Source organism: Flavobacterium cupriresistens (assembly GCF_020911925.1).
Taxonomy (GTDB): Bacteria; Bacteroidota; Bacteroidia; order Flavobacteriales; family Flavobacteriaceae; genus Flavobacterium; species Flavobacterium cupriresistens.
This window is the reverse complement of record NZ_CP087134.1, coordinates 4296327-4321881: the sequence shown is the minus strand read 5'-3', so window position 1 is coordinate 4321881 and position 25555 is coordinate 4296327. Positions and strand designations below refer to the sequence as shown.

19 protein-coding genes are annotated in these 25555 nt (G+C 36.1%); 14 read left to right on the top strand and 5 right to left on the bottom strand.

Annotated features, from left to right (window positions below):
• Positions 1 to 24 precede the first annotated feature (24 nt).
• The 3 genes from LNP23_RS17745 (at position 25) to LNP23_RS17735 (ending at position 3009) form a co-directional block, all read left to right on the top strand.
• Positions 25 to 1128: an alkene reductase gene (locus LNP23_RS17745; RefSeq protein WP_230002228.1), complete on the top strand. Its 1104-nt coding sequence runs from the start codon at positions 25 to 27 to the stop codon at positions 1126 to 1128.
• Between the two features lie 67 nt (positions 1129 to 1195).
• The gene (locus LNP23_RS17740; RefSeq protein ID WP_047778868.1) at positions 1196 to 1495 is read left to right on the top strand and encodes a putative quinol monooxygenase; all 300 of its coding nucleotides are present in this window, start codon (positions 1196 to 1198) and stop codon (positions 1493 to 1495) included.
• Positions 1496 to 2019: 524 nt separating this feature from the next.
• A complete protein-coding gene (locus LNP23_RS17735) occupies positions 2020 to 3009 on the top strand; it encodes a beta-ketoacyl-ACP synthase III (RefSeq protein ID WP_047778867.1) in 990 nt (329 codons plus the stop codon).
• A gap of 114 nt (positions 3010 to 3123) precedes the next feature.
• Here the strand turns inward: LNP23_RS17735 and LNP23_RS17730 are convergent, their stop codons facing one another.
• The 3 genes from LNP23_RS17730 to LNP23_RS17720 form a co-directional block, all read right to left on the bottom strand.
• Positions 3124 to 4317, bottom strand: a complete 1194-nt coding sequence (locus tag LNP23_RS17730) for a lipase/acyltransferase domain-containing protein (RefSeq protein WP_230002227.1) — start codon at positions 4315 to 4317, stop codon at positions 3124 to 3126.
• 145 nt (positions 4318 to 4462) lie between these two features.
• Positions 4463 to 5440: a glycoside hydrolase family 25 protein gene (locus tag LNP23_RS17725; RefSeq protein ID WP_230002226.1), complete on the bottom strand. Its 978-nt coding sequence runs from the start codon at positions 5438 to 5440 to the stop codon at positions 4463 to 4465.
• 2 nt (positions 5441 to 5442) lie between these two features.
• Positions 5443 to 6858, bottom strand: coding sequence for a hypothetical protein (locus tag LNP23_RS17720; RefSeq protein WP_230002225.1), 1416 nt, complete (start codon positions 6856 to 6858; stop codon positions 5443 to 5445).
• An 849-nt stretch (positions 6859 to 7707) separates the two neighbouring features.
• On the opposite strand from LNP23_RS17720, the gene LNP23_RS17715 reads away from it, so the two are divergent.
• From LNP23_RS17715 to LNP23_RS17665, 11 genes are all read left to right on the top strand, one after another.
• The gene (locus tag LNP23_RS17715) at positions 7708 to 8268 is read left to right on the top strand and encodes an RNA polymerase sigma-70 factor (RefSeq protein WP_047778863.1); all 561 of its coding nucleotides are present in this window, start codon (positions 7708 to 7710) and stop codon (positions 8266 to 8268) included.
• A gap of 109 nt (positions 8269 to 8377) precedes the next feature.
• Positions 8378 to 9298: a FecR family protein gene (locus LNP23_RS17710; protein ID WP_230002224.1), complete on the top strand. Its 921-nt coding sequence runs from the start codon at positions 8378 to 8380 to the stop codon at positions 9296 to 9298.
• Positions 9299 to 9364: 66 nt separating this feature from the next.
• Positions 9365 to 12754, top strand: a complete 3390-nt coding sequence (locus LNP23_RS17705; protein WP_230002223.1) for a SusC/RagA family TonB-linked outer membrane protein — start codon at positions 9365 to 9367, stop codon at positions 12752 to 12754.
• A 19-nt stretch (positions 12755 to 12773) separates the two neighbouring features.
• Positions 12774 to 14309 (top strand): RagB/SusD family nutrient uptake outer membrane protein, encoded by a 1536-nt coding sequence (locus tag LNP23_RS17700; RefSeq protein WP_047778860.1) that lies wholly within the window; start codon positions 12774 to 12776, stop codon positions 14307 to 14309.
• A gap of 273 nt (positions 14310 to 14582) precedes the next feature.
• The gene (locus LNP23_RS17695) at positions 14583 to 16409 is read left to right on the top strand and encodes an alkaline phosphatase (RefSeq protein ID WP_230002222.1); all 1827 of its coding nucleotides are present in this window, start codon (positions 14583 to 14585) and stop codon (positions 16407 to 16409) included.
• 246 nt (positions 16410 to 16655) lie between these two features.
• Positions 16656 to 18164, top strand: a complete 1509-nt coding sequence (locus LNP23_RS17690) for a calcineurin-like phosphoesterase C-terminal domain-containing protein (RefSeq protein WP_230002221.1) — start codon at positions 16656 to 16658, stop codon at positions 18162 to 18164.
• 461 nt (positions 18165 to 18625) lie between these two features.
• Positions 18626 to 19147, top strand: a complete 522-nt coding sequence (locus tag LNP23_RS17685; protein WP_230002220.1) for an RNA polymerase sigma factor — start codon at positions 18626 to 18628, stop codon at positions 19145 to 19147.
• 46 nt (positions 19148 to 19193) lie between these two features.
• On the top strand, positions 19194 to 19403 hold the full coding sequence (locus LNP23_RS17680; RefSeq protein ID WP_230002219.1) for a hypothetical protein: 210 nt from the start codon (positions 19194 to 19196) through the stop codon (positions 19401 to 19403).
• Between the two features lie 12 nt (positions 19404 to 19415).
• Positions 19416 to 20261 (top strand): FecR family protein, encoded by an 846-nt coding sequence (locus tag LNP23_RS17675; protein ID WP_230002218.1) that lies wholly within the window; start codon positions 19416 to 19418, stop codon positions 20259 to 20261.
• A gap of 99 nt (positions 20262 to 20360) precedes the next feature.
• Complete coding sequence (locus LNP23_RS17670; protein ID WP_230002217.1) at positions 20361 to 22973, top strand: TonB-dependent receptor; 2613 nt, start codon at positions 20361 to 20363, stop codon at positions 22971 to 22973.
• A 4-nt stretch (positions 22974 to 22977) separates the two neighbouring features.
• Positions 22978 to 23817 (top strand): DUF4249 domain-containing protein, encoded by an 840-nt coding sequence (locus tag LNP23_RS17665; protein WP_230002216.1) that lies wholly within the window; start codon positions 22978 to 22980, stop codon positions 23815 to 23817.
• Between the two features lie 192 nt (positions 23818 to 24009).
• Here LNP23_RS17665 and LNP23_RS17660 read toward each other — a convergent pair whose 3' ends face one another.
• Together LNP23_RS17660 and LNP23_RS17655 are read right to left on the bottom strand one after the other, a co-directional pair.
• Positions 24010 to 24777: a LytR/AlgR family response regulator transcription factor gene (locus tag LNP23_RS17660; protein WP_230002215.1), complete on the bottom strand. Its 768-nt coding sequence runs from the start codon at positions 24775 to 24777 to the stop codon at positions 24010 to 24012.
• Between the two features lie 5 nt (positions 24778 to 24782).
• Complete coding sequence (locus tag LNP23_RS17655; RefSeq protein ID WP_230002214.1) at positions 24783 to 25526, bottom strand: sensor histidine kinase; 744 nt, start codon at positions 25524 to 25526, stop codon at positions 24783 to 24785.
• Between the last annotated feature and the right edge of the window lie 29 nt (positions 25527 to 25555).

Genomic DNA, 25555 nt, shown 5'->3' with positions numbered 1-25555 from the left:
ATAGAAATTTTAAAAAAATATTAAATGAAAGAAATGAAACTATTCCAAACTTATAAAGGGGATAAAATACAGACTAAAAATCGTTTTCTCATGGCCCCCATGACCCGTTCAAGAACGACACAACCCGGCGATATTCCCAATGCATTAATGGCCGAATATTATAAACAACGAAGCTCGGCAGGATTAATTATTACCGAGGCTACACAGATTTCATTACAAGGAAAGGGGTATGCCAAAACACCCGGTATTTATACTAAGGAGCAAATCGATGGCTGGAAACTAACGACCGATGCCGTGCATGAAAAAGGAGGCACAATATTTTTGCAGTTGTGGCATGTTGGGCGAGTATCGAGTTCAAAAGTAAACGGTTTACAACCGATCGGACCGTCAGGAGTAATTGCGAAAGATACCAATGTCTATATTTTTGATGGAGCTCCAAACGGTGACGCCACTTTTGTTCCTGTTGAAGAACCAAAGGAGATGTCTCAGAACGATATTGATCGTGTTATAGAAGAATTTGTAGAGGGTGCAAAAAATGCTATTTTGGCCGGATTTGACGGTGTTGAAATACACGGTGCAAACGGTTATTTGATCGATCAGTTTTTAAGAAGCAACAGCAACAAAAGAACGGATGCTTATGGAGGATCGCAAGAAAACAGAATCCGTATTTTATTGGAAATAACTGCGGCGATAGTAGCAGCAATTGGTAAGGAAAAAACCGGTGTGAGACTTTCTCCTTTTATTAGTTTTAAAGACATGAATGATCCGGAAATATTAGAAACCATTATGCTGGCTGCTAAAGAATTAAACAAATTAGACATTGCCTACATACATCTTTGTGAAGCAGATTGGGATGATGCACCAGTTATACCCAATGATTTTAGAAAGGCGTTAAGAGCCAATTTTAAAAACACCATAATCGCAACGGGAAACAAAAGTCCTGAAGAGGGAGAGGTTTTACTAATTGAAGATTTGGTAGATTTAATCGGATTTGGTCGAAAGTTTCTGACGAATCCCGATTATCCACAACGCGTATTAACGAATGCACCTCTTAATGTGATTTCAGACAATCATACTTTGTTTGGAGGAGGGGGCGCCAGAGGGTATACGGATTATCCGTTTTTATGAGTTATCGGTAAAGTTTGTTGATTTAGTTATAGTGTTAAAAATAATTAATGAATAAATAATAAAGAGTATGGAAAATACATTTAAGGCGATCGCATTTTTGAAAGCGAAATCGGGTAAAAATCAATTGTTGAAAGAAGCTTTACTGGCTTTAATTGAACCTACCAGAAATGAAGAAGGATGTCTGGAGTATGTACTTTATGAAGATCACAAGAGTTCGGGGGCATTTTATATGAATGAAGAATTTAAAAATGCAGAAGCATTTGAGGCACATATCCAAACAGATCATTTTCAAAACTTTGCAAAAAGGACCGACGAGTTGTTAAGTGATCCGGTAAATGTTGTTCGGATTAGTCAGGTTTCGAACTAATAATAGCCTTTAATTTAAGCTAAAAACAGGGATTTTTAGTTGACTTAGTGGGTGCGTTTTGGGAATTTTAATTTTGTGTTAGTTCCCTTACGATTGAAACCAACTAAATTTTATTTTTTTTTAACGGTATAAGTCTTATGAAATATTAGTTATTTTAAAGGAGGTACACTTTTTTTATGTTTTTTGATGAATGCCAGCAATAGTAAGTGAATTAGGCTGAATGTCTTACATTCGGCCTATTTCTTTTTAGAGGATTGCGTCATGAAAATGATGGCTAAACCAACTTTTTTTGGTAAATTTGGACGCGTTGCTCTCCCGGTGGCTTTGCAAAATGCATTTGGCTTTTTTGGATAAATAACTAGTTTTTGAAAAGATTAGTTATTTTATTTTTTTAAGGCAATATTGAAATTAAGTTTTTGTCCTATCTGAAATGGATGTATGAATTCTGAAAATCGCAAGAAAAACGGTAGGAGCAATTTTATATTTGTAGATTTCTACAACAAAAAATTCAATAATCGTTAGCAATGACAAGAAATAATTTAGCAGCTATTACGGCTGTAGGTGGCTATGTTCCTAGCACTGTACTGGATAATTATCAACTTGAAAAAATGGTCGATACTTCAAACGACTGGATTTTATCAAGAACAGGAATACAAGAGAGACGTATACTGACTGATCCCGAAAAAGCAACTTCAGACATGGCTGCAGAGGCCATAAAAGACCTTTTAGAAAATTCTGATACTAATCCCGAAGAAATCGATTGTTTGGTACTGGCAACAGCAACACCGGATCAATTACTGGCTCCTACAGCACCTGTAGTATGTCAGAAAGCTGGACTTACAAATGCTTGGGGATTTGACCTTAACGGAGCGTGTAGTGGTTTCTTGTATGCTTTATCAACTGCTGCGGCATTAATAGAATCAGGGAGACATAAAAAAGTAATCGTTGTGGGTGTAGATACCATGAGCAGGATTATCGATTATACAGACCGCAATACCTGTGTATTGTTTGGAGATGGTGCAGGTGCCGTACTATTGGAAGCCTCTGAAAACAATGGATTAAAGGATTTTGTATTAAAAACCAATGGAGCGGGCAGCGAATTTCTGTCGGTTTCAGGAGGAGGTTCTCTTAAACCTTTTCATGATGGTACATTAGAGAATCGGGAACAATTCGTAAAACAGGACGGAAGAACTGTATTTAAGAATGCTATTGAAAGCATGACCAATACGTGCAATGAAATCCTGGAACGCAATCTTTTGGACGTGACAGATGTGGATTGGGTGATCCCGCATCAGGCCAATATTCGTATTATAAATGCTGTAGCGAGTAATTTAAATGTACCAATGGAAAAAGTAAAGGTAAATATTGAGCGTTATGGTAACACTACAGCTGCTACAATACCTTTATGCTTATGGGATTTTAAAAATGATTTCAAAACAGGAGATCGATTATTACTGACTGCATTTGGAGCCGGATTTACATTTGGAAGCTGCTACTTGAGCTGGGGAAAATAAAAAGTAAAACACTATAACCATTTCTTTTGTTTAATAAAGTCTGGTTAGTATTATAAAAGTAAAAACGTTGTATTGGATCAAATCCGATACAACGTTTTTTTATGTTCTCAAAGTTTAGACTTTTCTAACACTGTGATTGGGTACTTCCCACCAATTTTTTATTCCACCGGGGATTATATCTTCGGTATTCAGAAAGCGTTCTACAATGTTTTGTACACGGCTGTCTTTCAGAAACAAGCCATGAAAATCTAAATTATTACTTATTTCATCAAAAAAGTTTTCTTTTTTCACAGCCAATGTAGTAATGTCCTTGGCATATATCGACGAGCTCTTAAAAGGTACGGTGCCGTCTCCGGAATCAATTCCTTTTTTTAGAGAATCTAAATCCACCAGGTTTTTGGTAGTGAACTTCTTTTTGTCAACCAATAATTGTGTATAGGTATTGTCTTTTTCTCCTACTACAATCACCATTTTGTCTTTTACGGCTTGTGGTAATTCCGATAAGTTTTTAGAGCCGGTAGGTCCATGAAACTCTTTTAATAGCGCTAATCGTGCATCGAAAAGTTCTTCAATGTCATCATAAATATTGTTTTGCCAGTATTTTTTTTCGAAAAGATTTAAGGGTTGTTTATCATCTTTATAAATCATAGCATTTGCGTATACCGGGAGTAATTCGTAAACTCCGGGATAGGTACGAATTACTTTTCGCATGTCTTCATTTCTGCCAATGGCCCAGTTGAGGATGCTGCGTAATCCACCATCTCCTTTTACCATATGCACCATCGCATAAGGGGAACCTAAAAATGGCGGAGCATTCATTACGATTTTGTCAATACCGGAATAGTCTTCTTTTAAAAGATTCAAATAACAGGTTAAGACCAATCCTCCCATGCTGTGCGTGACAAATCGGAATCCTTCAATGTTTTGGCCTTTTAATTTATTGCGAAGGTATTCTACATATAATTTGAGCCTTTTGGCACTTTCCATATTCGACATTCGCCAATCGTAACCAAACAAATAGATGGGTGTATCTTTATAAAGCGGATTGTCATTAAGCTTAGCTTTCAGTTTAAGTATACTGTTCTCATATGGAAACCGCGCAATATGATTGCGTTCGACAATGGATTCAATACTCTGATCGTAAAGCGGATTCAATTGCAGGTATTCTTTAATATAAGGTCCTGTGATTGCTGTACCGATAGAAGTACTTAAAGTGTCATAAGCATTCCAGATATAATTGAAATCAAAAGTATTGCTGTTGACTAAACTGGTGGCTTGAATACCGGGGATAAAAATAATTGGTTTCATGATTACTTACGATTTAATTGATACAAGTTTACTAATTCTTTGATAATAGATTTTGAACACCATAAAAGAGATAAGTGTTTTACAAAAGTAAGTGAAATATTATTTTTTATACCCATAGCATATTTAGGCGCTATTTTTTTCAATTTTAAGGATTTATAAATACCGAATTATCTTTTAAAATATTAAGGTCGATCTTAGGATTCTGACCAATAGCTCCGCTTTCGGTATATTGCCAGATCGCCCAATCTGTCCATCCATTAGGTATTGTCACCTTTAGACAGTTTGGTTGTGCTGGATAATAAGAGATCCATAGTTTCAGATTGCCTAAAGTGTGTGTTTTGGCTAGCTTTCTGTCCAGATACTCTTTACGACTATAGATTATCGGTGCTGCGCTCATACCTGTTTGGATAATGGAAGCAAAGGTTTTAATCCACAGCATATAGTCGGCTGGTTTTAAAGGAGTGTCCCAGCTCGCCTGATCTTCCAAATCCATTACTAAAGCTAAATTGGATTTGGGTAAGGCTTTCATCAAATTGAGTGCTTCATTGGCTTCTGCAGTGGCATCAGAAACAACGGTTCCTCCATTTCGGGTATCAGGACGACAGAAATGATAATAACCAATTTTGATGTTTTTACTTACTGCATTTTGAGCATTTTCTTTTGCCTTTGCATCCGGAGTTCCAACACCTTCGGATAGTTTTATATACGAAAAACGAACTCCGGCTTTAACAAATCCAGTCCAATCCGGTTTAGCATTATGATGCGAAACATCAACTCCTAATTGGTAGTTGGCAGGAAGATTTGTCGGAAGCCCCTTTAAACTTACGGTAGATGGAGATGTAGGAGCGGGAGCTGGTGGTGTAGGTGCTGCTGCTGGTGTAGACGTAGGAGGAGTAGCAGCGGCAGGTGCAGCGCTTAGTTTTGCCAAGCCATTTGCCCAATAATATTGTCCAAGGCTATCCTTTAACCATTTTCCTAAACCAGGATTAGGTATATTGGTTTCTGGTTCTAATTCGAGTATCATATCTTGTGTTACCTGAGAAATGATATTTTGTGTTTTAAAATCGGCTACCGGAGCTTTACGTACGTTAAGTCGCGGTACTATTACTTTATATCGGTCCATGGCTATCCTACTGCTTCAGGGTTAATATTGCTGTTCACTGTTACCTGAACAGGTTGAGTTTCCGGGGTTGGGTTTGTGGAACCATTTCCACTGGTTTCTTTTTTACCTGTTCCTCGGATTTTAATAAATTTCTGTAATAAATCAAACCAAAACGGAGCACCTAAACAAACACCGAATGCGAGAAGCAGAAAGCCCAAAAGTTTTCTTGCATTGGTGGATTGTTCTAATACGTAGTAGGCTTTGAGTTTTATCCAATGGTCATCATACAAACGTTGTAGTGCTTTTTGAGCATAAAAATTTTTAGCGTCTTTTGGAACTTTTAGCGTGACATCAGCTTTAAGTTCTTTTGTTATGCTTGCGAGTTCACCAGCGTATTCCTTTGAGACCAACGTACTGTCTCTTTTTAAACCATAATCTCCCCAACCTATTGCCAAGAGATTATTGGCTTCTTTAATCTGTCCATTCAATTGTTTTTTTATCGTGTCAATCTGACTTTTATATTGTACCAATGGATCTTTGGGAAGTTTGGCTTTTGGTGTTGCTGCGGTGTCAGTTGAGGTTTGCTGATAACCGGCTGCTTTTAAGCCGTCGGCTTCTTTTATGGCTAATTCAACCAACTTGTCTCTGGCATCTTTATCGGTACTTATTTTACCGGCAATTTCAATAATATCAACATTAAAGCAAATCGCAATAACCAATCCGATACTAAACAACCAAAATTGAACTTGCTTTTTGTACCATCCGGCAATTCTATTCATACTGTCATCGTACCAGTCCTCAATTTGCTTGGTAAATGTCTCGATATTTTGATAACTTTTCTGTAGGTAAAGCTGCAGTATTTCAAGTGTTTCGGTATCAATATCAGTATGTTGTGTTTTAAAATTAGCGATTAGAGCTTGACCGGCCGGACTAAGTAAATAATCCACCAGATAGTATATTTTTATAATACTTGGGGCATCTTTAAGATTTACATTTACTTTTTTCGCCTTGACATAAGCAATGACAGCTGCTTCGTGGTCTTGATAGTATTTTTTTAAAACCTCAATTAAGATGGTTGAAAAATTCTCTTTGGAGATATAGGAAGGAATCGAATTTCTATTGCTATAACCGTAATTTTTGATCACGGGATGCTCATAAAATTTATCGCCCAGTTTTTCTTTCGAAATGGGTTTGTAACCCACAATCAATTTAAAAGGCTCCAGTATAGTTTCAAAAAAAGACTTTAGTGTTTCGAACCATAACCATTCCTTGCGCTCGGTATTGGATAACATACTGTCAACGATACCTTTTTTTAGCATTCTCGCTCTTAATCCGAAGAGGGTAGAAAAGGCTTCATTTACAGAAGTGGCCAATAAACTGTATAAAAGATATATAAAAACCAAACCAATGGCAGTATCTAGTACGGGAGAATTAAGCATAATTTGTAGTTTTATGAATCATCGATTTATTTTAAAGAGTAGCAGGTATTGCATTTTAATTTGGATACTTCCAATTACCTTCTCATTATTTCGCTTTTAGGCTCGGAATTACACTCTGAATAATTTGAGTTGACCTTACTTTAACAGGCTTAAACAGAGTATTTTTTAGCGGATAGATTTAACATCTAAAGTATTAAAGATTTTTTTTTTGGAGTAGCGTATTAGTACCTGTTTTTGTATTGTAATTATGAGGTGTTTTTTATTCTGGATTCTTTTTTCAATTAGAAATAATCAATCCGGATTTTAATTGCCGTTGGTTTTAACCAACGGTTGTGTTTGTTTGGGACAATAGGCTTTAGCCAAAAAAAATGCAGACAAAGTTTTGGCTAAAGCCTTCTTGAATGTTCTTTTAAATCCGTTGATTAAAACCAACGGCTATTCAAAAAAAACACATTTACTAATTTTAACCGAAAATATTATGATGCAAATGCCATTATATGTAAAATAAATAATCACGCAATAAGCGTTTAAAATAGAGTAGATTCTGACCATTTTTTTAGGGAATAAACTACTATTCATTCATAAGTAAGTTTATTCTTTCCGGGGCACTACACAGCGGTAACATCGGGCCTCAAATGTTAATAATATGTTTCGTAATCGGCTGGTTTTATTAATGTAAACGTAACCTTTTTGACCTACCCTGAGCTTTAATTTTGGAGACATAGTATAAGAAACCAATACTTGTATATATGTCGCTTTTCAGAGTAAGAATTCATCGCAAAAAAACAATCCGTATCGATGTTGTAGTAAACCTTGTTTGTTTGACAACAGTTGCAAAAGCGTTGTATTATGTATAAGAAATATACTGACGAAGAACTTGTTGCATTATTAAAACAAGGAAAAGACAGAGCTTTTGATGAATTGTATTTTCGATACAGAGATGTATTAGTCCGCTTTGTATACCAGCGAATAAAATCGATTCCGATTTCAGAAGAAATTGTTCAGGAAGTTTTTACCACTATTTGGGAGCGACGCAAAACGCTGGTCATTCAAAAAAAGTTTTCGGCTTATATGTACACTTCAGTACGTTATGTAACGCTCGACTATATTAAATCCAACCAAATGACGGATGCCTACTGTAAAGAGGTCTTTGATCGAAATACAGTTATTGAAGGGAATAATAATACCACAGAAGAATCCATCTATCATGATGAGCTGCAACAGGCTTTAGACAAAGCTACTTCTTTGCTGCCAAAAAAGGCTAAAGAGGTTTTTATTCTGAGTCGTTTTAAGCAGTATACCAATAAAGAAATAGCTGATGAGCTTAATGTATCTCACGAGACCGTTAAGTATCATATTGCCTATGCGCTAAAATTCATGCGCCTTTATTTGGGACAATTTAATTTATAACAGATTTCAATGCTAAGGCATTCTTTTGGTTTCTTAACAAAAGGGTAACCTTGAGCACCTACCTGAAATCGGAATTCCTAAGACTTATTATTAAAGCAATAACTATATAATGCCTGAGAAATTACATCAAGATATTAAAACTTTTTTAGAAGGTAAATCTTCTTTAAAAGGGAAAGAAATGTGGGACAACTGGTACAACAATCCCGGAGAAATATTCGAACACGAGGTGGTTATACAATCGGATATTTCAAAACTAAAAAGAGAAATCAAAGCCATCAAAAAATCAAATGAAGTCATTTCGTTAAACACCAAAAATTGGATCATGGCGGCTTCTGTAGTGCTTTTAGCGGGTTTGTCCTGTTTTTTCTATCTGTCTACAGAAACAAGTATCCTTAAAGAATATGCTACAAAACCCGGAGAACATACCAAAATAACTTTGAGCGACGGAACACAGATCTGGCTTAATGCGGGAAGCCTTTTAAAATATCCTGCTGAATTTGAAGGAGATACCCGTGAAGTTTCTTTAACAGGAGAAGCTTTTTTTGATGTGGCAAAAGATAAAAAACACCCTTTTATCATTCACACCAATAAAATGGATACTAAAGTGTTAGGTACCAGTTTTAATGTACAGGCCTATCCCGATCAAACGACACAGGAGGTTTCTGTACTAACAGGAAGAGTAAATGTAAAATCGACTGTTACGGAAGAGAACGTTTATGTAACACCAGGTCAAAAAGTGGTTTTTAAATCAAAAAACAGCAGTCTGCATGCTTTTAGTAACATTCCGGTGAACTCCATTTCGCTATGGCGAAAAAATATTATTGTTTTTGAAGACACCCCATTACCGGAAGTAATTACAACAATCAACCGCAATTATAATATCGCTGTATCGGTCGAAAATAAGGATCTGAACAACCTCAAAATAAGTGCCTACTTTAAAGAATTACCGCCTGATCAAGTGATCCGATTGGTGTGTACTATTATTAATGCCAAGTATAAACTCGAGTCCGGAGTGTACCGGATTGAATAACTTTTAGAATAGAATGAAACTCCAAAAAAACAACAATAACTAAAGGAATAATCAAAATTAAAAATTATGAATGAAAAACAACTGCGGTATGTCGCAAAGTGTCAAAGCATTAAAAAAGGTCTTCAGACCCAATTGATTCTGTTCACTGCTTTATTTTTTATCGGATTAACGGCAAAGGCCGTAAATGTTGAGAGGGACAAAAGAATAACTTTAAAAGTAGAAAATGAAAGTATAAAAAATATTCTTCAAAAAATTGAAAATCAGGTGGACGTGCATTTTATGTATGAAGCCAATCAGATCAATACCAATCAAAAAGCAAGTTTAAAACTAAACAATGTCACGCTGGAATATGCGTTGGATAAAATTTGCAGCAGTTTTTTGCTGAAGTATGAAATAATCAACAACAATATTGTGATTAAGAAAAATCAGAAAGTAAGCGATGCGGGACAGAGTAAAATCACGATATCGGGAACCGTTTTTGGCGGTGATGACGGAATGCCGTTACCGGGAGTAGAGATTAAAGATAAAGGTTCGAGTGCAGCCACCGTAACTGATTATGACGGAACTTTTACACTGGAAATTCATTCGGCTGAGGCGCTGTTGGTTTTTTCTTATGTAGGGTATATTACGCAGGAAATTAAGGTTACTGAAAGCCGAAAAAATCTAAATATCAAATTAGCTGCCGATGTAAAACAACTGCAGGAAGTAGTAGTAATGGGATATGGAAGTGTAAAAAAGAAAGAAGTTCTGGGAGCTGTGGGATCTGTTTCAATGAAAGAAACCGCAAGCAGAACCTATAATACTGCTGCCGAATTATTACAAGGAACTGTTTCGGGTGTTACGGTTATTAATAATGGAGGTGATCCAACAGGAGAACCTACAATCAATATTCGTGGGATTGGTTCTTTAAATGCCGAAACTCCACTGATTGTATTAGACGGAATTATTTACAGTGGTTCATTAAATACCATTAACCCTAATGATATTGCTTCGATCAGTGTTTTAAAAGATGCGGCTTCGGCGGCTATTTATGGAGCGAGAGCTTCGGGAGGTGTGATTTTAATTACTTCTAAAAAGGGTACTTCTGAAAAAATTAATGTCAATGTAAATTATCAGGGAGGCTTTCAGAATGTAGCGAAAAAATTGAAAGTATTAAACGCCGCAGAATATGCAGACGCCATGAATACGGCTAGAGATAATGCTGGACTACCAAGAATACCTGCTTTTGATCCCGCATTTGAACCTACCGCCAGAATGACCAAAACCGATTGGATGGATGAAATTTTTCAGATTGGTGAAATTCAGGATTTATCTATTTCAGTAAACGGAAAAACAGAAAAATCTAATTTCTTTCTTTCGGGAAGTTACCGAAAAAACGAAGGAATATTGTTGAACACCTTTGCAAGACGTTATACAGCCCGCGCCAATTCTTCTTTTAAACTGGCACCCAATTTTACAATAGGAGAGAATCTGACGTATTCGTTAACAGATGGTCAGAGTGCCAATACTTCAAGTGCTTACACAGGAGCAATTTTAGGAGCGATTTTGTATCCGCCAAATGCAACGGTTTATAGAGAAGACGGTTCCGGTTCTTTTGGTGGAGTACCTGAAAAATACATCGGATCGTATGGAGATGTTATTAATCCGGTGGCTTATTTGAAAAGGCTGGACAACAACAATCCTGTTTCTACTGTTCTGATCAATCCTTATGCGGAATGGGAAATTGTAAAAGGTTTAAGATTTAAATCAAATTGGGGGTATACCAGAATTCAAAGTGATTATAAAGATTTTACCGTAAAGATTACAGAACCGGGGAAAGTATTTGATTTTAACAGATTAACTCAAACCACTTCTACGACAACTGATTTATTGAGCGAACAAACCCTTTCGTACGATAAAACATTTGGGAAACACAGTTTTAAAGCTTTGGCAGGATACACTTATCAACAAACCAAAAGGAATTTTTACAGTGTACAAGGTACCGGTTTTGATAACGAAGATCCATCACAACGTTATTTGCTTAATGCCAAATTAGTACAGCAGTTAGGAGCAGGAATGTCTGAAGAAATCATCTCTTCTTATGTCGGAAGGTTAAATTATGATTTCAGTCAAAAATACCTGTTCTCGGGAATTGTGCGTCGTGACGGAACTTCAAAATTGACTTCTGCAAACCGCTGGAGAGTTTATCCTTCAGTATCTGCAGGTTGGTTAATTTCTGAAGAAGATTTTATGAAAAACATTAGTTCAACCGTAAACAGTTTAAAACTTCGTGCGAGTTGGGGACAGATTGGAAATTTAGGAAACTTAGGACCTTATCAGTTTAGTGTACCGTTAAATCAGACTTCTGCTTTAATTGGATCGACTCCGGTGATTAATTACGGTTATTCGGAAAACGAATTGTCAAATCCGGCTTTAAAATGGGAAAGCTCAGAGCAAACCAACTTAGGTTTAGACTTCACTCTTTTCAACAACAGTCTTACAGGATCGTTAGACGTTTATAAAAAAACAAACAAAGACATGCTCGTTCGTGACCAGTTACCGGGAGTATCGGGAACACCATTAGGGCGAATTGTAAACTCGGGTGATGTAGAGAACAAAGGACTTGAATTAAGTCTTACCTATCAAAAAACAAGAGGTGATTTTAAATTTGATGTGACGGCGAATGCTGCTTTCTTAGACAACAGAATTGTTTCGATCAAAGACGGTTTAACCTCTCTTGAACCACTTAATTTGAGCAGAGTTCGTAGTTTGCCTTTAGCCAATATTTATCAGGTAGGAAGTCCGGTTGGTGCCTTTTACGGGTATAAAACAGACGGATTATTCCAAAGTAATGCAGAAGCAAAAGCCTATGTAAATTCAAGTGGTGCTGTATATCAACCAAATGCAGTTGCCGGAGATATGAAATTTAGAGATGTAAATGGAGACGGTGTGATTAATAATAACGACAGGGTAGTGCTAGGGAATCCGTTTCCAAAAACGACATTCAGTTTAAATTCCAATTTCAGATACAAAGGATTTGATATGAATATCTTTTTAAGCGGTGCGGCAGGTAACAGCGTTTTTAATGCGGTAAAATATACCGGTTTAAACGGTTCTTTTCCTGGATATAATTTATTGGCAGAGTCAAAAGATGCCTGGTCACCGCAGAATACAGGATCAAATATTCCGGTACTTTCGGCAACAGACAATAACAATAACTTCGGACGAATTTCTGATTTTTATATTGAAGATGCTTCTTACCTGAGATTAAAAAATGTGGCGATTGGATATACAATTAAAGAAGCTTGGTTAAACGGAAAAGCAAACTTAAGGTTCTTTATTTCGGCTCAGAATCTCTTTACGATTACCAAATATTCAGGAATGGATCCCGAGGTAGGTCTTTCTAATTTCGGACTGGATTTAGGGAAATACCCGCTGTCCAGAATTTATATGACGGGTATAAACGCTACTTTTTAAAAAACATAAAACATACAAAATGAAAAAGATAAGTATTTTATTGTTGAGTTTTACAATGCTGCTTGGAACGACAGCTTGTGAAAGTGAACTTGATCTGATACCACAGGGAGCCCCTTCGAGCGGAAATTTCTGGAAAACACCCGCAGATGCCAAGGCCGGAGTAAATGCTATTTATGCCTTGTATTCGGATGATAATATGTACGGACGTGGGTTTTTCTGGCTCAACAATGCCAGTGATGATATCGGAACCAAACCAAGGCAAAATGCAGAACGTATCAAAAACTTTATTGTTGACGGATCAGAATCCGACACAAAAGACATTTGGAGATTGCATTATGAAGTGATGAAACGTTGTAACGATGTACTGCGTAATATTCCAAACATTCCATTAGAAGAGAAAACAAAAAAAATGATGTTGGGAGAAGCCTATTTTAATCATGCCGTTATGCATTTAGAATTGGCGTATCATTATGGCGATGATCGTGCAGGAATCCCCATTCAGGACAGAAACGATCCTACGAATGTTTATGTACCAAGAGCAAAAAATGTAGCGGAGAATTACGCCTATATTGCTGCTGATCTGGTTAAAGCGGCTGACTTATTGCCTTATTTCAGTGAACTTACGGCAGACAATTACGGCCGTGCACACAAAACGGCTGCGTGGGCGTATTTGGTTCGTACCTATTTGTATGCCAAAGACTGGGACAATGCTATTAAGTACGCAAATATGGTTGTTAACAGTGGAAAACATGCTTTGCTTCCTAATTTTGAAGATGTATTTAAAATCAAAAACAACTGGTCATCAGAATACATTTGGTCTGTTACTTCAAGTGCCGATAATACTTCACTTGGGTCGATCTTTCCGGGTGTTTGTCTCGAAGATAAAGGTTGGGGCGCTTATAATGGCTGGGGGAATTTTTATCCAACCAAAGAATTATTTGATGCGTATGATCCTGCCGATAAACGTCGTAGTGCGACTATTCTACAAAAAGGAGATTCGTTTATGTACTTTGGTCAATTGGTTACTTTTAATGAAGGAAAATATGTAGTGAGTTCAAGTAACAGAACAGGCTATCAGTTTAAAAAGTATATGGAGCCGTTTGGTTATGCAAAAACCACTTCGGGAGGAATTGATATTCGTTATGTAAACGCAAATGGAGACAAACCTTCAACTGCATTAAATGTACCACTATTGCGTTATGCCGATGTGATTCTGATGTTGGCCGAAGCAAAATTAAAGAAAGGACAAAGTGCAGATACCGAAATAAATTTGATTCGCAATCGTGCAGGACTAACCTCTATTTCGGGAGCAACATTAACCGATTTAAAAAGAGAAAGACGTTGCGAATTAGCTGGAGAATGGACAGATCGCCATTTTGACCTTGTTCGTTGGGGTGATGCCGAAGCAACCTATGCCAAACCGTTACACCATTATAACGGAACGGTAATTTATCCTGCTCGTAATTTCAATCCTGCCATTCACCACGTATGGCCAATACCACCGGATGAGATTGCAGTAAGTAAAGGAGCTTTGTCTCAAAACAAAGGTTGGTAAAAAGTAGTTTCATTTGTTTGTGTTTTGTTACGCTGCGGGCTTCTAAGGAGTCTGCAGTCGTAAACAAAATGGCAACTTTTTACAGATAATTTAATAAGCCAGTCCTGTGTTAAGAAGGGCTGGTTTGTGTTTTTAAAGAATGGATAATAGAGAATAGATGGTTTCTGTTATTTGTTGTAGGAATTTTAAATTTAAAACTTTTAATATCAGTAACTTATGTCTGTTTCGTTAAAGTTGGTTTGTAACTTTTTAAACGGATAATTTATAATAAATATGAAAAAAATAAACACCTTTTTTTGCCTTCTTTTCTGCCTTTTTTTGCAGGCACAAGAATACAGTTCGTCCAATATACATTCTCATAATGACTATGCCGGGGCGCTTCCTTTTTATGAGGCTTATGCTAATGAAACAGGGGTTATTGAAGCCGATGTTTTTTTAGTGAAAAATGATTTGATTGTGGCTCATACTTCGGAAGAAATTAAAGTTGGTAATTCGTTGCGTAACCTTTATTTGGAGCCTCTTTTATTGAAATTTAAAGCACTGGGCGGTAAAGCTTATAAAAGCGATAAACCGTTGCTTTTGATGATTGATATAAAGTCAGAGGCAGAAGCTACTTTGAAAGTAATTGTGGAACAGTTAAAAATGTATCCGGATTTAATTTCAAATAAAAATTTCAAAGTAGTTATTTCCGGAAGCAGACCGGCTCCTTCAAAATGGAGCGAGTATCCGGCGTTTATTTATTTCGACGGAAGAGTAAACGAAACCTATACAGCTCAGGAATTGTCGCGTGTAGAAATGATCAGTGAAGATTTGAAAGAACTTACCGTTTGGAACGGAAAAGGGGTTCTGACCCAAGCCGATTCTGAAAAAACACAAGCAGTAATCAAAAAAGTACACGATCAGCATAAAAAAATCAGATTTTGGTCTACGCAGGACAATGTAAATACCTGGATGACTTTAATGAACCTTCACGTCGATTACATTGCAACGGATAACACATCGGCTTTAACACAATTCATTAAAAATATCAAGTCAACTTTTTACCAGAATACCGAGTTTTATGAAACTTATGTCCCTAAAAATGGCGCTGTATTTCCTAAAAATAAACGTCCGAAGAATGTGATTCTTCTTATTGGTGACGGAATGGGACTAACGCAGATTTATGCTGGTTACACCGCCAACAAAGGAAGATTAAATTTGTTTACTATCCCTACCGAAGGATTTTCGATAACCAAAGCCTCCGACAGTTATATTACAGATTCGGCTGCCGGCGCAACGGCTATGGCTTCGGGTCATAAAACCAATAACCGTTTTATTGGAGTGGATGAAAAAGGACAATCTTTAGAATCGATAACAGAGAAATTGGCTAAGAAAAAATATAAAACGGCGCTCATTTCGTGTGGTAATATTACCGATGCGACACCAGCTGCTTTTTATGCGCATCAATCAGACCGAAGTTATAGTGAAGCAATCGCGGCAGATTTTTTATCCAATCCGGTTGATATCTTAATTGGGGGAGGAACAAAGGAGTTCAGATCCCGCAAAGACGGTAAAAATCTTGCTGAGGTTTTACAGAAAAAAGGCTATACTTTTTCGGATCAATTTAGTGCTTTAGATACCATCAAGAACAATCGTTTTGTGGTATTGGATGATGCTTCGGTGGTTTCCAGAAAAGACGGAAGAGGTGATTTTTTAGCGAAATCATTAGCTAAAGCTACAACCACTTTTTCTAAAACTACAAATCCGTTTTTTATAATGGCAGAGGGCGCACAGATTGATTATGGAGGTCACAGTAATAATGTGGAATATGTGGTGCGTGAAATGTTAGATTTTGATCGTTTGGTTGGACAGGCGATGGAGTTTGTAGACAAAAATCCGGAAACTCTGCTAATTGTAACCGCAGACCACGAGACCGGAGGACTTTCTTTGATTGACGGTAGTATAGAAAAAGGATATGTACACGGAAGTTTCAGTACAAACGATCACACCTCGGTAACCGTTCCTGTTTTTGCATACGGTCCCGGAGCTCAGAATTTTATGGGAGTGTATCAAAACACTGAGATTTACAATAAAATAATGCAATTACTGGAAACGAAATAAGCCCTTTCTAAAAAGTTAACTGCAGTAGAGATTCCAAAAAGCTATGTCTCTATGTGTTAAAAAACTTTGCGTCTTTGCGAAAAATATTCCTGGTGCAATAACAACGCAATTTTTTAACACATAGAGACATAGTAATATTTAGAGATGGAAAAAAGATTTTTTTTAGTTCAATATTGGCTCACATAGCTTTGTTATCCTGGAAAAGGAGGATGACTTACGAAGGATTTTTTATTAATAAACAGTATCATGAATAGAATAATTTTTAGCTTAGTTGTAATGCTGAGTTTTACAGTTGGTTTTGCACAAAAAAACAATAAAGTTTCAGGAATTGTATTTGCCGATACGAATCAAAATGCTGTTCTTGATAAAGATGAGGTAGTGCTGTCTAATGTTTTGGTTTCTAATGGTAAAGATGTTGTTGAGACCAATTCAAAAGGAAAATACAGCATTACAAAAATAGAAGGAAATACCGTTTTTGTAATTAAACCGACGGGGTATATTTCAAAGAAAAACAAACAGAACAGCGTGCAGTTTTATGTTCCGTTTGATGAAGTAAAAGGTATTAAAAATTACAATTTTCCCTTGATTGCAAATGCTGAAAATAAAGACGTAAAAGTGGTGTTGTTAGGAGATACTCAGGTTGATGTGATGGATGATATTCACCACGTAGGAAAGTTGGTTACTGAAGAATTAATGGATCAGAAAATTGATTTTATAGTACCGCTTGGAGATCTTTCTTTTGACAATCTGACTATTTTTAAACCATTGTCAGAAACCTTAGGGCTTATTGGAGCTCCCATTTTTTATACCATTGGCAATCACGATCTGAATTTTAAAGAAACCGCTTTTGAGGATCGGGATAAAAGTTTTGAAAGTATTTTTGGGCCGTCTTATTACGCATTCGAGTACGGAAATCAGTTCTTTTTAGTGCTGAATAATATTTATCCTGTAAACGAAAAAGGATATGTAGGACGTCTTGATGAGACGCAAAAACAATTCATAACCAATCTGATTGCAGCAAAAAAAGGCGCTTTTAATTCGATCCATTTGTTTATGCACATTCCGCTGGAAGAGATGGAAGATCAGGATTGGATTATAAAATCGTTGGCTCCTTTTGAAGAGGTACTGATTAGTGCCGGACATACCCATACCCAATATCATAAATATTTTGAAAGAGAGACCGGACGAAAGGCAATCCATGAGTTAGTTGCCGGTGCTGTATGCGGTTCCTGGTGGCAGGGTCCACATGATCAGAACCAGATTCCGTTTGCGTTGATGTACGACGGTACGCCAAAAGGCTATTGGACTGTTGGAATTAATCCGGATCGTTATACCTACGATTATAAAGTTTCCGGAGCACCCAATACAAAACAAATGGACATCACCGTTCCAAATACTAACGAATGGGATACTACGCTCAATGCTCTGAATGACAATTACATTTACGCCAATGTATTTGCTGCAGATGACGCGACAAAGGTGTATGTAAATTTCGATAACGGAAGTTGGAGTGAAATGGTAAAATATGAAGGTATTTCGCCCAATATTCAAAAACAATACTATCTGCAAAGTCAAGGGAGATATGACAGCATGAAAATATCAAATTCCCCAAGGCCGGAAACAGTCAGTACACATTTGTGGAGGATTGCAAAGCCAGACAATCTACCGTCCGGCGCTCATAGTGTCCGAATAAAAGCAGTAGGAAAAGAGATTAATCTGGAAGCACATGGTAATGCGGTATTGTGGGTAAAGTAAGAATACTAAAAAATAGTTCGCTGTAATTGTAAGAGATAGAGACTTCATTATAGCTCATGAAATGGTTCTCGCCAAGTCGCCAAGCCGCCAAGTTTAAAAGTAAAAAAACTTTGCGCCTTTGCGTCTTTGTGCGATTTTTTTAGCATTATAGAAGCATCGTTTAAATGTAAATTATGGCATGGTTTCGATCTGTCCTAATTTTTTTTCATCTCTGTGTAACATATTCTTAAAAGACACTACTAATCTAGAGCTTTTCAATAGCTGTAATTGCTAAAAACTTTATTGCAGCGGACATAAAATATAGAATTAAATTACGGTTCTTTGCACTTTTCTACAGCATTGAAATTGGCAAAGCGATTCAATAGATTTCCAATCTGAGATCCTTGCAGTTTTATGTTTTCAATTTTGAAACACAATATAATTGCCGTCAAACAGTTTAGAGTAGTTATCATAGTTAAGTTATGGACAATAAGAAGTTTATAGTAAGTTTGAAAAAAGGCAATGAAGCATCCTTCAAAGAGGTTTATCTTACTTATTATGATCGATTGGTAAGTATCGCTAAAAGATTCGACTTTAAACTTCTAACTCCTGAAGACTTTGTTCAGGAAACTTTTCTAAGACTGTACGATAAGCGGGAATTACTTCACGAAGATGTTTTGTTGGACAAACAATTGTTTACGATCTGCAAAAATATCATCCTCAATCATGTGAACAGAGAAAATAAAATAGTTCAACTTAATCCTTTAAAAGTTGAAATTGCAGAAGAGGTTACGGATACAGGAGATTTTGAAGAAAAAAAAGAAAAATTATACAATTTCATAAATCAGCTTCCTGAACAGCAACAAAAAATATTCACTTTACACAAACTGGAAAATCTTAGCTATAAAGAAATTGCAGCACTTACGGATCTTTCTGAGAAGACCATTGCCAATCATATTTATCTTGCCAGTAAATTTATTAGAAAAAAAATCGAAAACCATTAGGAACTTTTCCGTTTTCGTTTGTTATATATAAAAACAGACTGTAGAAATGGATATAGAAGTTTACAAAACCGATGTTAGAACAAAAGAACAAGCTAGGTATATTGTAGCATTGTTGCAATTTGTTATTTCTGATTGTATCATGAACTTTGACACAGAAGGTTGTGATACTATTTTAAGAATTGAGACCAATAGAGATATTAAAGAAATGGTCTATGGTGTTTTTAATAAACAAGGATATTATTGTCAGAAACTTTAACGCCCCAAAGATATGGATGAAAATAAACTGGAAGAAGAATTAAAAAAAATGTGGGAGGAGACCCCTGTTTCGCATTCAGATAGTGAAAAAGAAACTTCTTGGGAGCAATTCCAAGCAAAAACCTTTCCTTCGAAAGAACGGAAATTGAAACCTTGGATGTATTATGCAGCGGCAGCGGCAATTTTAATTTTTGGCTTTATTGGAACCAGAGTTTTCAACACTGATAACCCATTACAAGTGGATAATTTTGTTGCTTCAACTGTCATTGAAAACCCAACTTCTAAGGTAAAAAGTGTATTCTTACCCGATAGTTCAGTGGTAGAATTAAGCCCGAATTCTAAGATCAAATACGTCAGTAATTTTGTTTCAAACAGAAAGATCGAGGTAGAAGGATCAGCCTATTTTAAAGTTAAAAAAGATAAAAAACATCCTTTTCAGGTTTTTTGCAAAGAGACCACTACAACTGTTCTAGGGACTTCCTTTTCAGTTAATGGATCTAGTGATAAAGAAGTAGTTGTCGAACTTTTTGAGGGAAGTGTTCAGATGAATGTAAAAGACCAAAAAGAAAACTGGATACTGAAACCCGGTGAAAAATTCACTTATAGCAATAAGATTGTGGCAGTGACCGATTTCAACCGCTTTGTGGATTTTGAAAATGAAAAACTAGTAGTACTCAGTACCTACATTGAGACCAACTATGGCTATAAAATGATACTCCCAAAAGAATTTGATACTCAAAGAATTACATTGAGAATCAATAAAAAGGAAAATTTAAAAACCATAATCCAATTAATCTCAGAAATGTATAACCTAAATTTTGAAGTAAATGAAGAAATAAAGCAGATTACTTTTCAATAGAAAAGAAAAGGATGCACTAGCCGCGAAACTAAACATCCTCCCTTAGTATGGATAGCATGATGCTATTCCACTTAATAATATTCAAAAATACAAATTTTTATGAAGCATTTAATTACAGTATGCTTTTTTTTACTCAGTTTTAGTGTGTTTTCCCAAAACGTAACGGTTACAGTAGATCAAACCGTAACATTAAAAGAATTATTTAAGCAAATTGAACAACAAACAGACTTTAAATTTGCCTTTACGGATCAAATTGATACCAGTCAGAAATATTTTACAAGAAAAAGTACTTACAAAAAGATCGAAATAGAGAAACTGATCGCCGAACTGAATAAGAATGCACAGATTCAATTTTCAATTGTGGGGAACAATATTTTTGTAAAACACAAAGCGCCAAAAGCAACAAAAAAAAAAAATAAAGTAACAGGTCAGGTTTTTGATGAAAACAATGAAACGGTTATTGGTGCCAACGTTTTTATTAAAGAACTCGAAACGGGCATTATAACCGATAAAAACGGAAAGTTTACCTTAGAATTACCCAAAGGAAGTTATACCGTTTCGATTAGTTATTTGGGATACAGTACGAAAGAAAAGCAAATTACGGTTTCCGATGATGTTTCAATTAATTTTAGTATTGCTTCTGATAGCCAACAATTAGATCAGGTAATCATAACAAACACTAAAGCAGTAGACGTCAGGAATACACAAATGAGTGTCAACAGACTTTCGATGGAGGATATCAAAAGAATTCCGGTTGCTTTGGGAGAACCCGATCCTTTAAAATCGTTATTGACCTTGCCGGGTGTTACCAATGCAGGAGATTTGTCATCAGGTTTTAATGTCCGTGGAGGTGCAGCAGATCAGAATCTGATTCTTTTAGATGGTGCTCCGGTGTATGGAGATTCTCATATGTTTGGTTTTTTTTCCATTTTTAATGCTGACATCGTTAGTGCATTAGATTTGTACAAAGGAGGGATTTCGTCTAAATATGGAGGACGTGTTTCTTCTGTTCTTGATGTGGCCCAGCAGACAGGAGATTTTGAAAAGTATAAAGTAAATGGAGGAATCGGTCTTATCTCGAGTCGGCTCTTAGTGCAAGGACCCATAAAAAAAGAAAAAGGCTCTTTTATCTTAGCCGGACGTGCTTCTTATGCTCATTTATTTATGAAACTGGCAGATAATAAAAATTCGGCTATGTTTTATGACTTTAACGCTAAGTTGAATTATCGCCTTAGTCCGAATAACAGCCTTACGTTCTCCGGTTATTTAGGAAGTGATTTGTTTGATTTGAATAAACGTTTCGCCAGTACCTACGGAAATGCAATGGGTATTTTAAGTTGGAAGCATAAATTTTCGGAATCTTTGAACACTAATTTATCGGTTTTATACAGTGATTATAAGTTTAACCTAACGATGACGGAAGAAAAGTTTGAATGGGACAGCAAAATCAGCAGTTACGGACTTAAGTACAATTGGAATTACATTAGATCAGAGAAACTAAAACTCAACTATGGTATCGATGGTTTGTATTATGATTTTAATCCGGGTACCGTGAAGCCTTCAGGTGCAGGTTCTCAGTTTAATTACAAGCAGTTGAATAAAAAATATGCCTTTGAAAGTTCTGCCTATATTGATTTTGAACATCAGATTACAGAGAAACTGAATCTTCGTTACGGACTTCGTTACAGTATGTTTTTACGTTTGGGTGCAGAGGATATTAATACATACAAAGACGGGAAAGCTGTAGTATATAATCCGTTGTATAATATTTATGAAGAAGGTACTCCAACCGGAACTAAATCCTATAAAAATGGTCAAACCATTAGTAAATTCGATAATTTAGAGCCTCGATTGGCACTATCTTATGCTTTTAATGATGATAATTCTGTTAAAGCAAGTTACAACAGGATGGCGCAGTATATTCATATGTTATCCAATACACAATCTCCAATGCCAATGAATGTTTGGACACCAAGTGGTCCTTTTACAAAACCACAATTATTGGATCAATATGCTGTAGGTTATTTCAGAAATTTTAAGGAAGGGGATTATTCTTTTGAAGGGGAGTTGTTTTATAAGAACATCCAAAATCGAATCGATTATATTGACGGGGCAGATGTAGTGGCAAACGATGACATTGAACAGGTTATTCTGAACGGTAAAGCCAGAGCATATGGTATGGAATTATTATTCCGTAAAAATAAAGGTAATTTCACAGGATGGGTTTCTTATACCTTGTCAAGAGCGGAACAAAAGACTCCGGGAAGAACTCCGGATGAACCGGGTATTGCTAATGGAGACTGGTATTTATCTGGCTATGACAAATTGCATAATTTAAATATAGTGGGGAACTATGATTTTAGTCCAAAATGGTCTTTTAATGCTAATTTTTCATTGCGATCAGGTCAGCCGGTAACCTATGCCGGTAGTTATTACAATTTTGGTGAACTTAATGTGCCAAATTACGGAGTGAGAAATGAAAATAGACTACCCTTATACCATCACTTAGATGTAGCGGCAACTTACACGCCTAAACCGGACAAAAAGAAAGGATGGCAAAGCTACTGGGTATTTAGTATCTACAATATCTATAATAGAGCAAATGCAGTTTCTATGGCGTTTACAACAAATGAAGACACAGGACTTAATGAGACCAAAAGGCTGTCTATTTTTGGATTAGTACCAAGTATTTCTTATAATTTTAAATTTTAATGGCATGCAAAGAGTAATAAAGTATAATTTTAAAAGCAGCGTACTTGCTTTATTTAGTGGTTTGTTTGTTTTGTTTTTTTCTTCCTGTGAAGATACAGTAAAGTTGGATTTAAATGAAGGAACCCCTAAGATTGTGATCGATGCGGAACTAATTTGGAAAAAAGGAACTACAGGTAGCGAGCAGACCATAAGAATCAGTAAAACGACATCTTATTATAATGCTGATACACCAAAAGTTTCAGGAGCACAGGTAAGAGTGGAGAACAGCAATGGAACCAGTTTCATTTTTAACGAATCGGCGCCCGGCGTATATGTATGTACTAATTTTGTTCCTGTGGTAGATATGGATTATGTGCTTCATGTGCAGGCAGAAGGGCAAAGTTTTACTGCTGTTGAAAAGTTAACTTCCGTAACTCCAATTAATAAAGTAGAGCAAAAATATGTACCGGATATATCAGGTCCTGATGTGCTCGTGGTTCAGATTTATTTTAATGACCCGGCTGATAAGAGCAATTATTATCTCACAGATTTCAAAAGTGATTTTTTAAAGTTTCCTCTTTATGTAAATTCAGATGATGAGCTGCTAAATGGGAATGAAATAAGTATTCAATTCGGAGATACAGATTTAAAACCGGGAAAAACCATTGGCATTGTGAATCGTGGTATTTCGAAGAACTTTTTTAATTATATGAAGCTAATTTTAGAGGCTTCACAAGGAAATCCTTTCTCTGTTCCACCAGGGAATATCAGAGGAAATATTGTCAATACCAAAAACGCTGATAGTTACGCGATGGGATATTTTAGACTTTGTGAAGCAGATGCTGTTTCTTATTTAGTGAAATAAAGATTTTAATCCTCAGTGATTGATTTGTGATTACATCTGGCATATTCGTATTTATGTCAGATGTTTTTTTTTGAGGATAGTGGAGGAGAGCTACAATGCCACAAAGTCACAAAGTCACAAAGTTTTTAGCGTCTGCTGCTGTATCTTTTGGACCTTTGAGCCTTTGTCTCTTTAAGCCTTTACACTAAAGAGTTATTGCTCTATCCATTCCCGAAAAGAAGCGGTATTGCTTTGACTGGTCTTCAGGTGTTTTTCATATCCTTTTATTTTTAAAGCAAAAGCATTTTTAGAATAACGCTCGACTCTTTCAACATATTTTTTATGAACCAATTCACTACGGTTAATTCTGAAAAAAGACTTTGGATCGAGTAAAAATTCAATTTCTTTAAGCGTTGTCTCATTCAGCAAATGTTTTTTTCCTGTTGTGTCGAAAGCAAATAACACCCCTTCGTTGGCTTCAAAAAACAAAATACCATTTGTTTCTATAAAATAAATCCCTTTCGGACTACTGATCGTGAAACGCTCTTTATAGGTCTTTACCGGATTATTGTTTTGAAGAATCTGATTTAATTTGGTTACTAAATCATGCTCGCTGGTGTTTGATTTTCCTAACAGCAGATACTTGTCCCAAGCTTTTTGAAAACGTTCCATCGAAAAAGGTTTCAAAAGATATTCGATACCATAATTCTCAAACGCATCCATCAGAAATTGATCGTAGGCCGTGGTGAAAATAATCGGACAGTTAATTTTAACTTGCGTATAGATTTCAAAAGCATTTCCGTCCAGCAATTCAATATCCGAAAGGATCAGATCTACTTCTGTTGTGTTCAAAAATGCAATTGCAGCTTCAACAGTATCTATTTCGCCCACTACTTCAATACTTTCGTTAAGCTGACTGAGAAATCTTTTCAGTTTGTTTCTTGCCGGAATTTCATCTTCTATGATTAGCACTTTTATCATTGTGGTTAGTTTGAAATTAGAGGTATAGAAACAGAAAAAGTAGTAGCTGTTTTTTCAATTTCGATTTGGTCTTTTGTTAACAGATAGTATTGCTCTTTTAAGTTCTGTAATGCCCTTCCTGACAAGGTTTTTGAATTGCGTTTTGGTACAATAGTGTTGCTTACCGTGAGTTTAGTATCTCTGTTTATTTTTATACGAATCGGATTTGTCTCGGTTCCTAAATTGTGTTGAATGGCATTTTCTACAAGCAACTGTAATGTTAACGGTACAATACTTCCGCTTAGATCTAAAGTTTCTGTTTGCAATTGGTAAGCAGTCCCGTATTTGTATTGCATCAGGTTGAAGTATTTTTTAGCAAAAGCATATTCTTCTTCCAAAGCAATTATTTTTTTGTCCGAAACCTGTAAAACATAGCGGTAAATTTCAGCAAACTCATTTAAGAAATCAGAAGCTTGCAGTTGATCTTCTTCAATAAGCTGATCCAGTACATTAAGATTGTTAAACAAAAAATGAGGGTTAAGTTGTGCTTTAAGCCGGTCAATTTTAGTTTCTGCCAAAGCCTGATTGTAAACTATAAGTTGCTTTTGATTCGTTTTGTTTTTTTGATAATAGTAATAAGTCAGAAAAAAACTTCCATAAATAATCGCATCCATTAGTTCCGAAAAGGTTGATAAAAGTAGCGTCTTCTGATTGAAGTTGCGCTCAAATGTATCAAATACGAGGGCAAGCAGCAGCCCTATAGTTTTCATTGTTGCTAAAAAGACCAACAAGGAGAAGC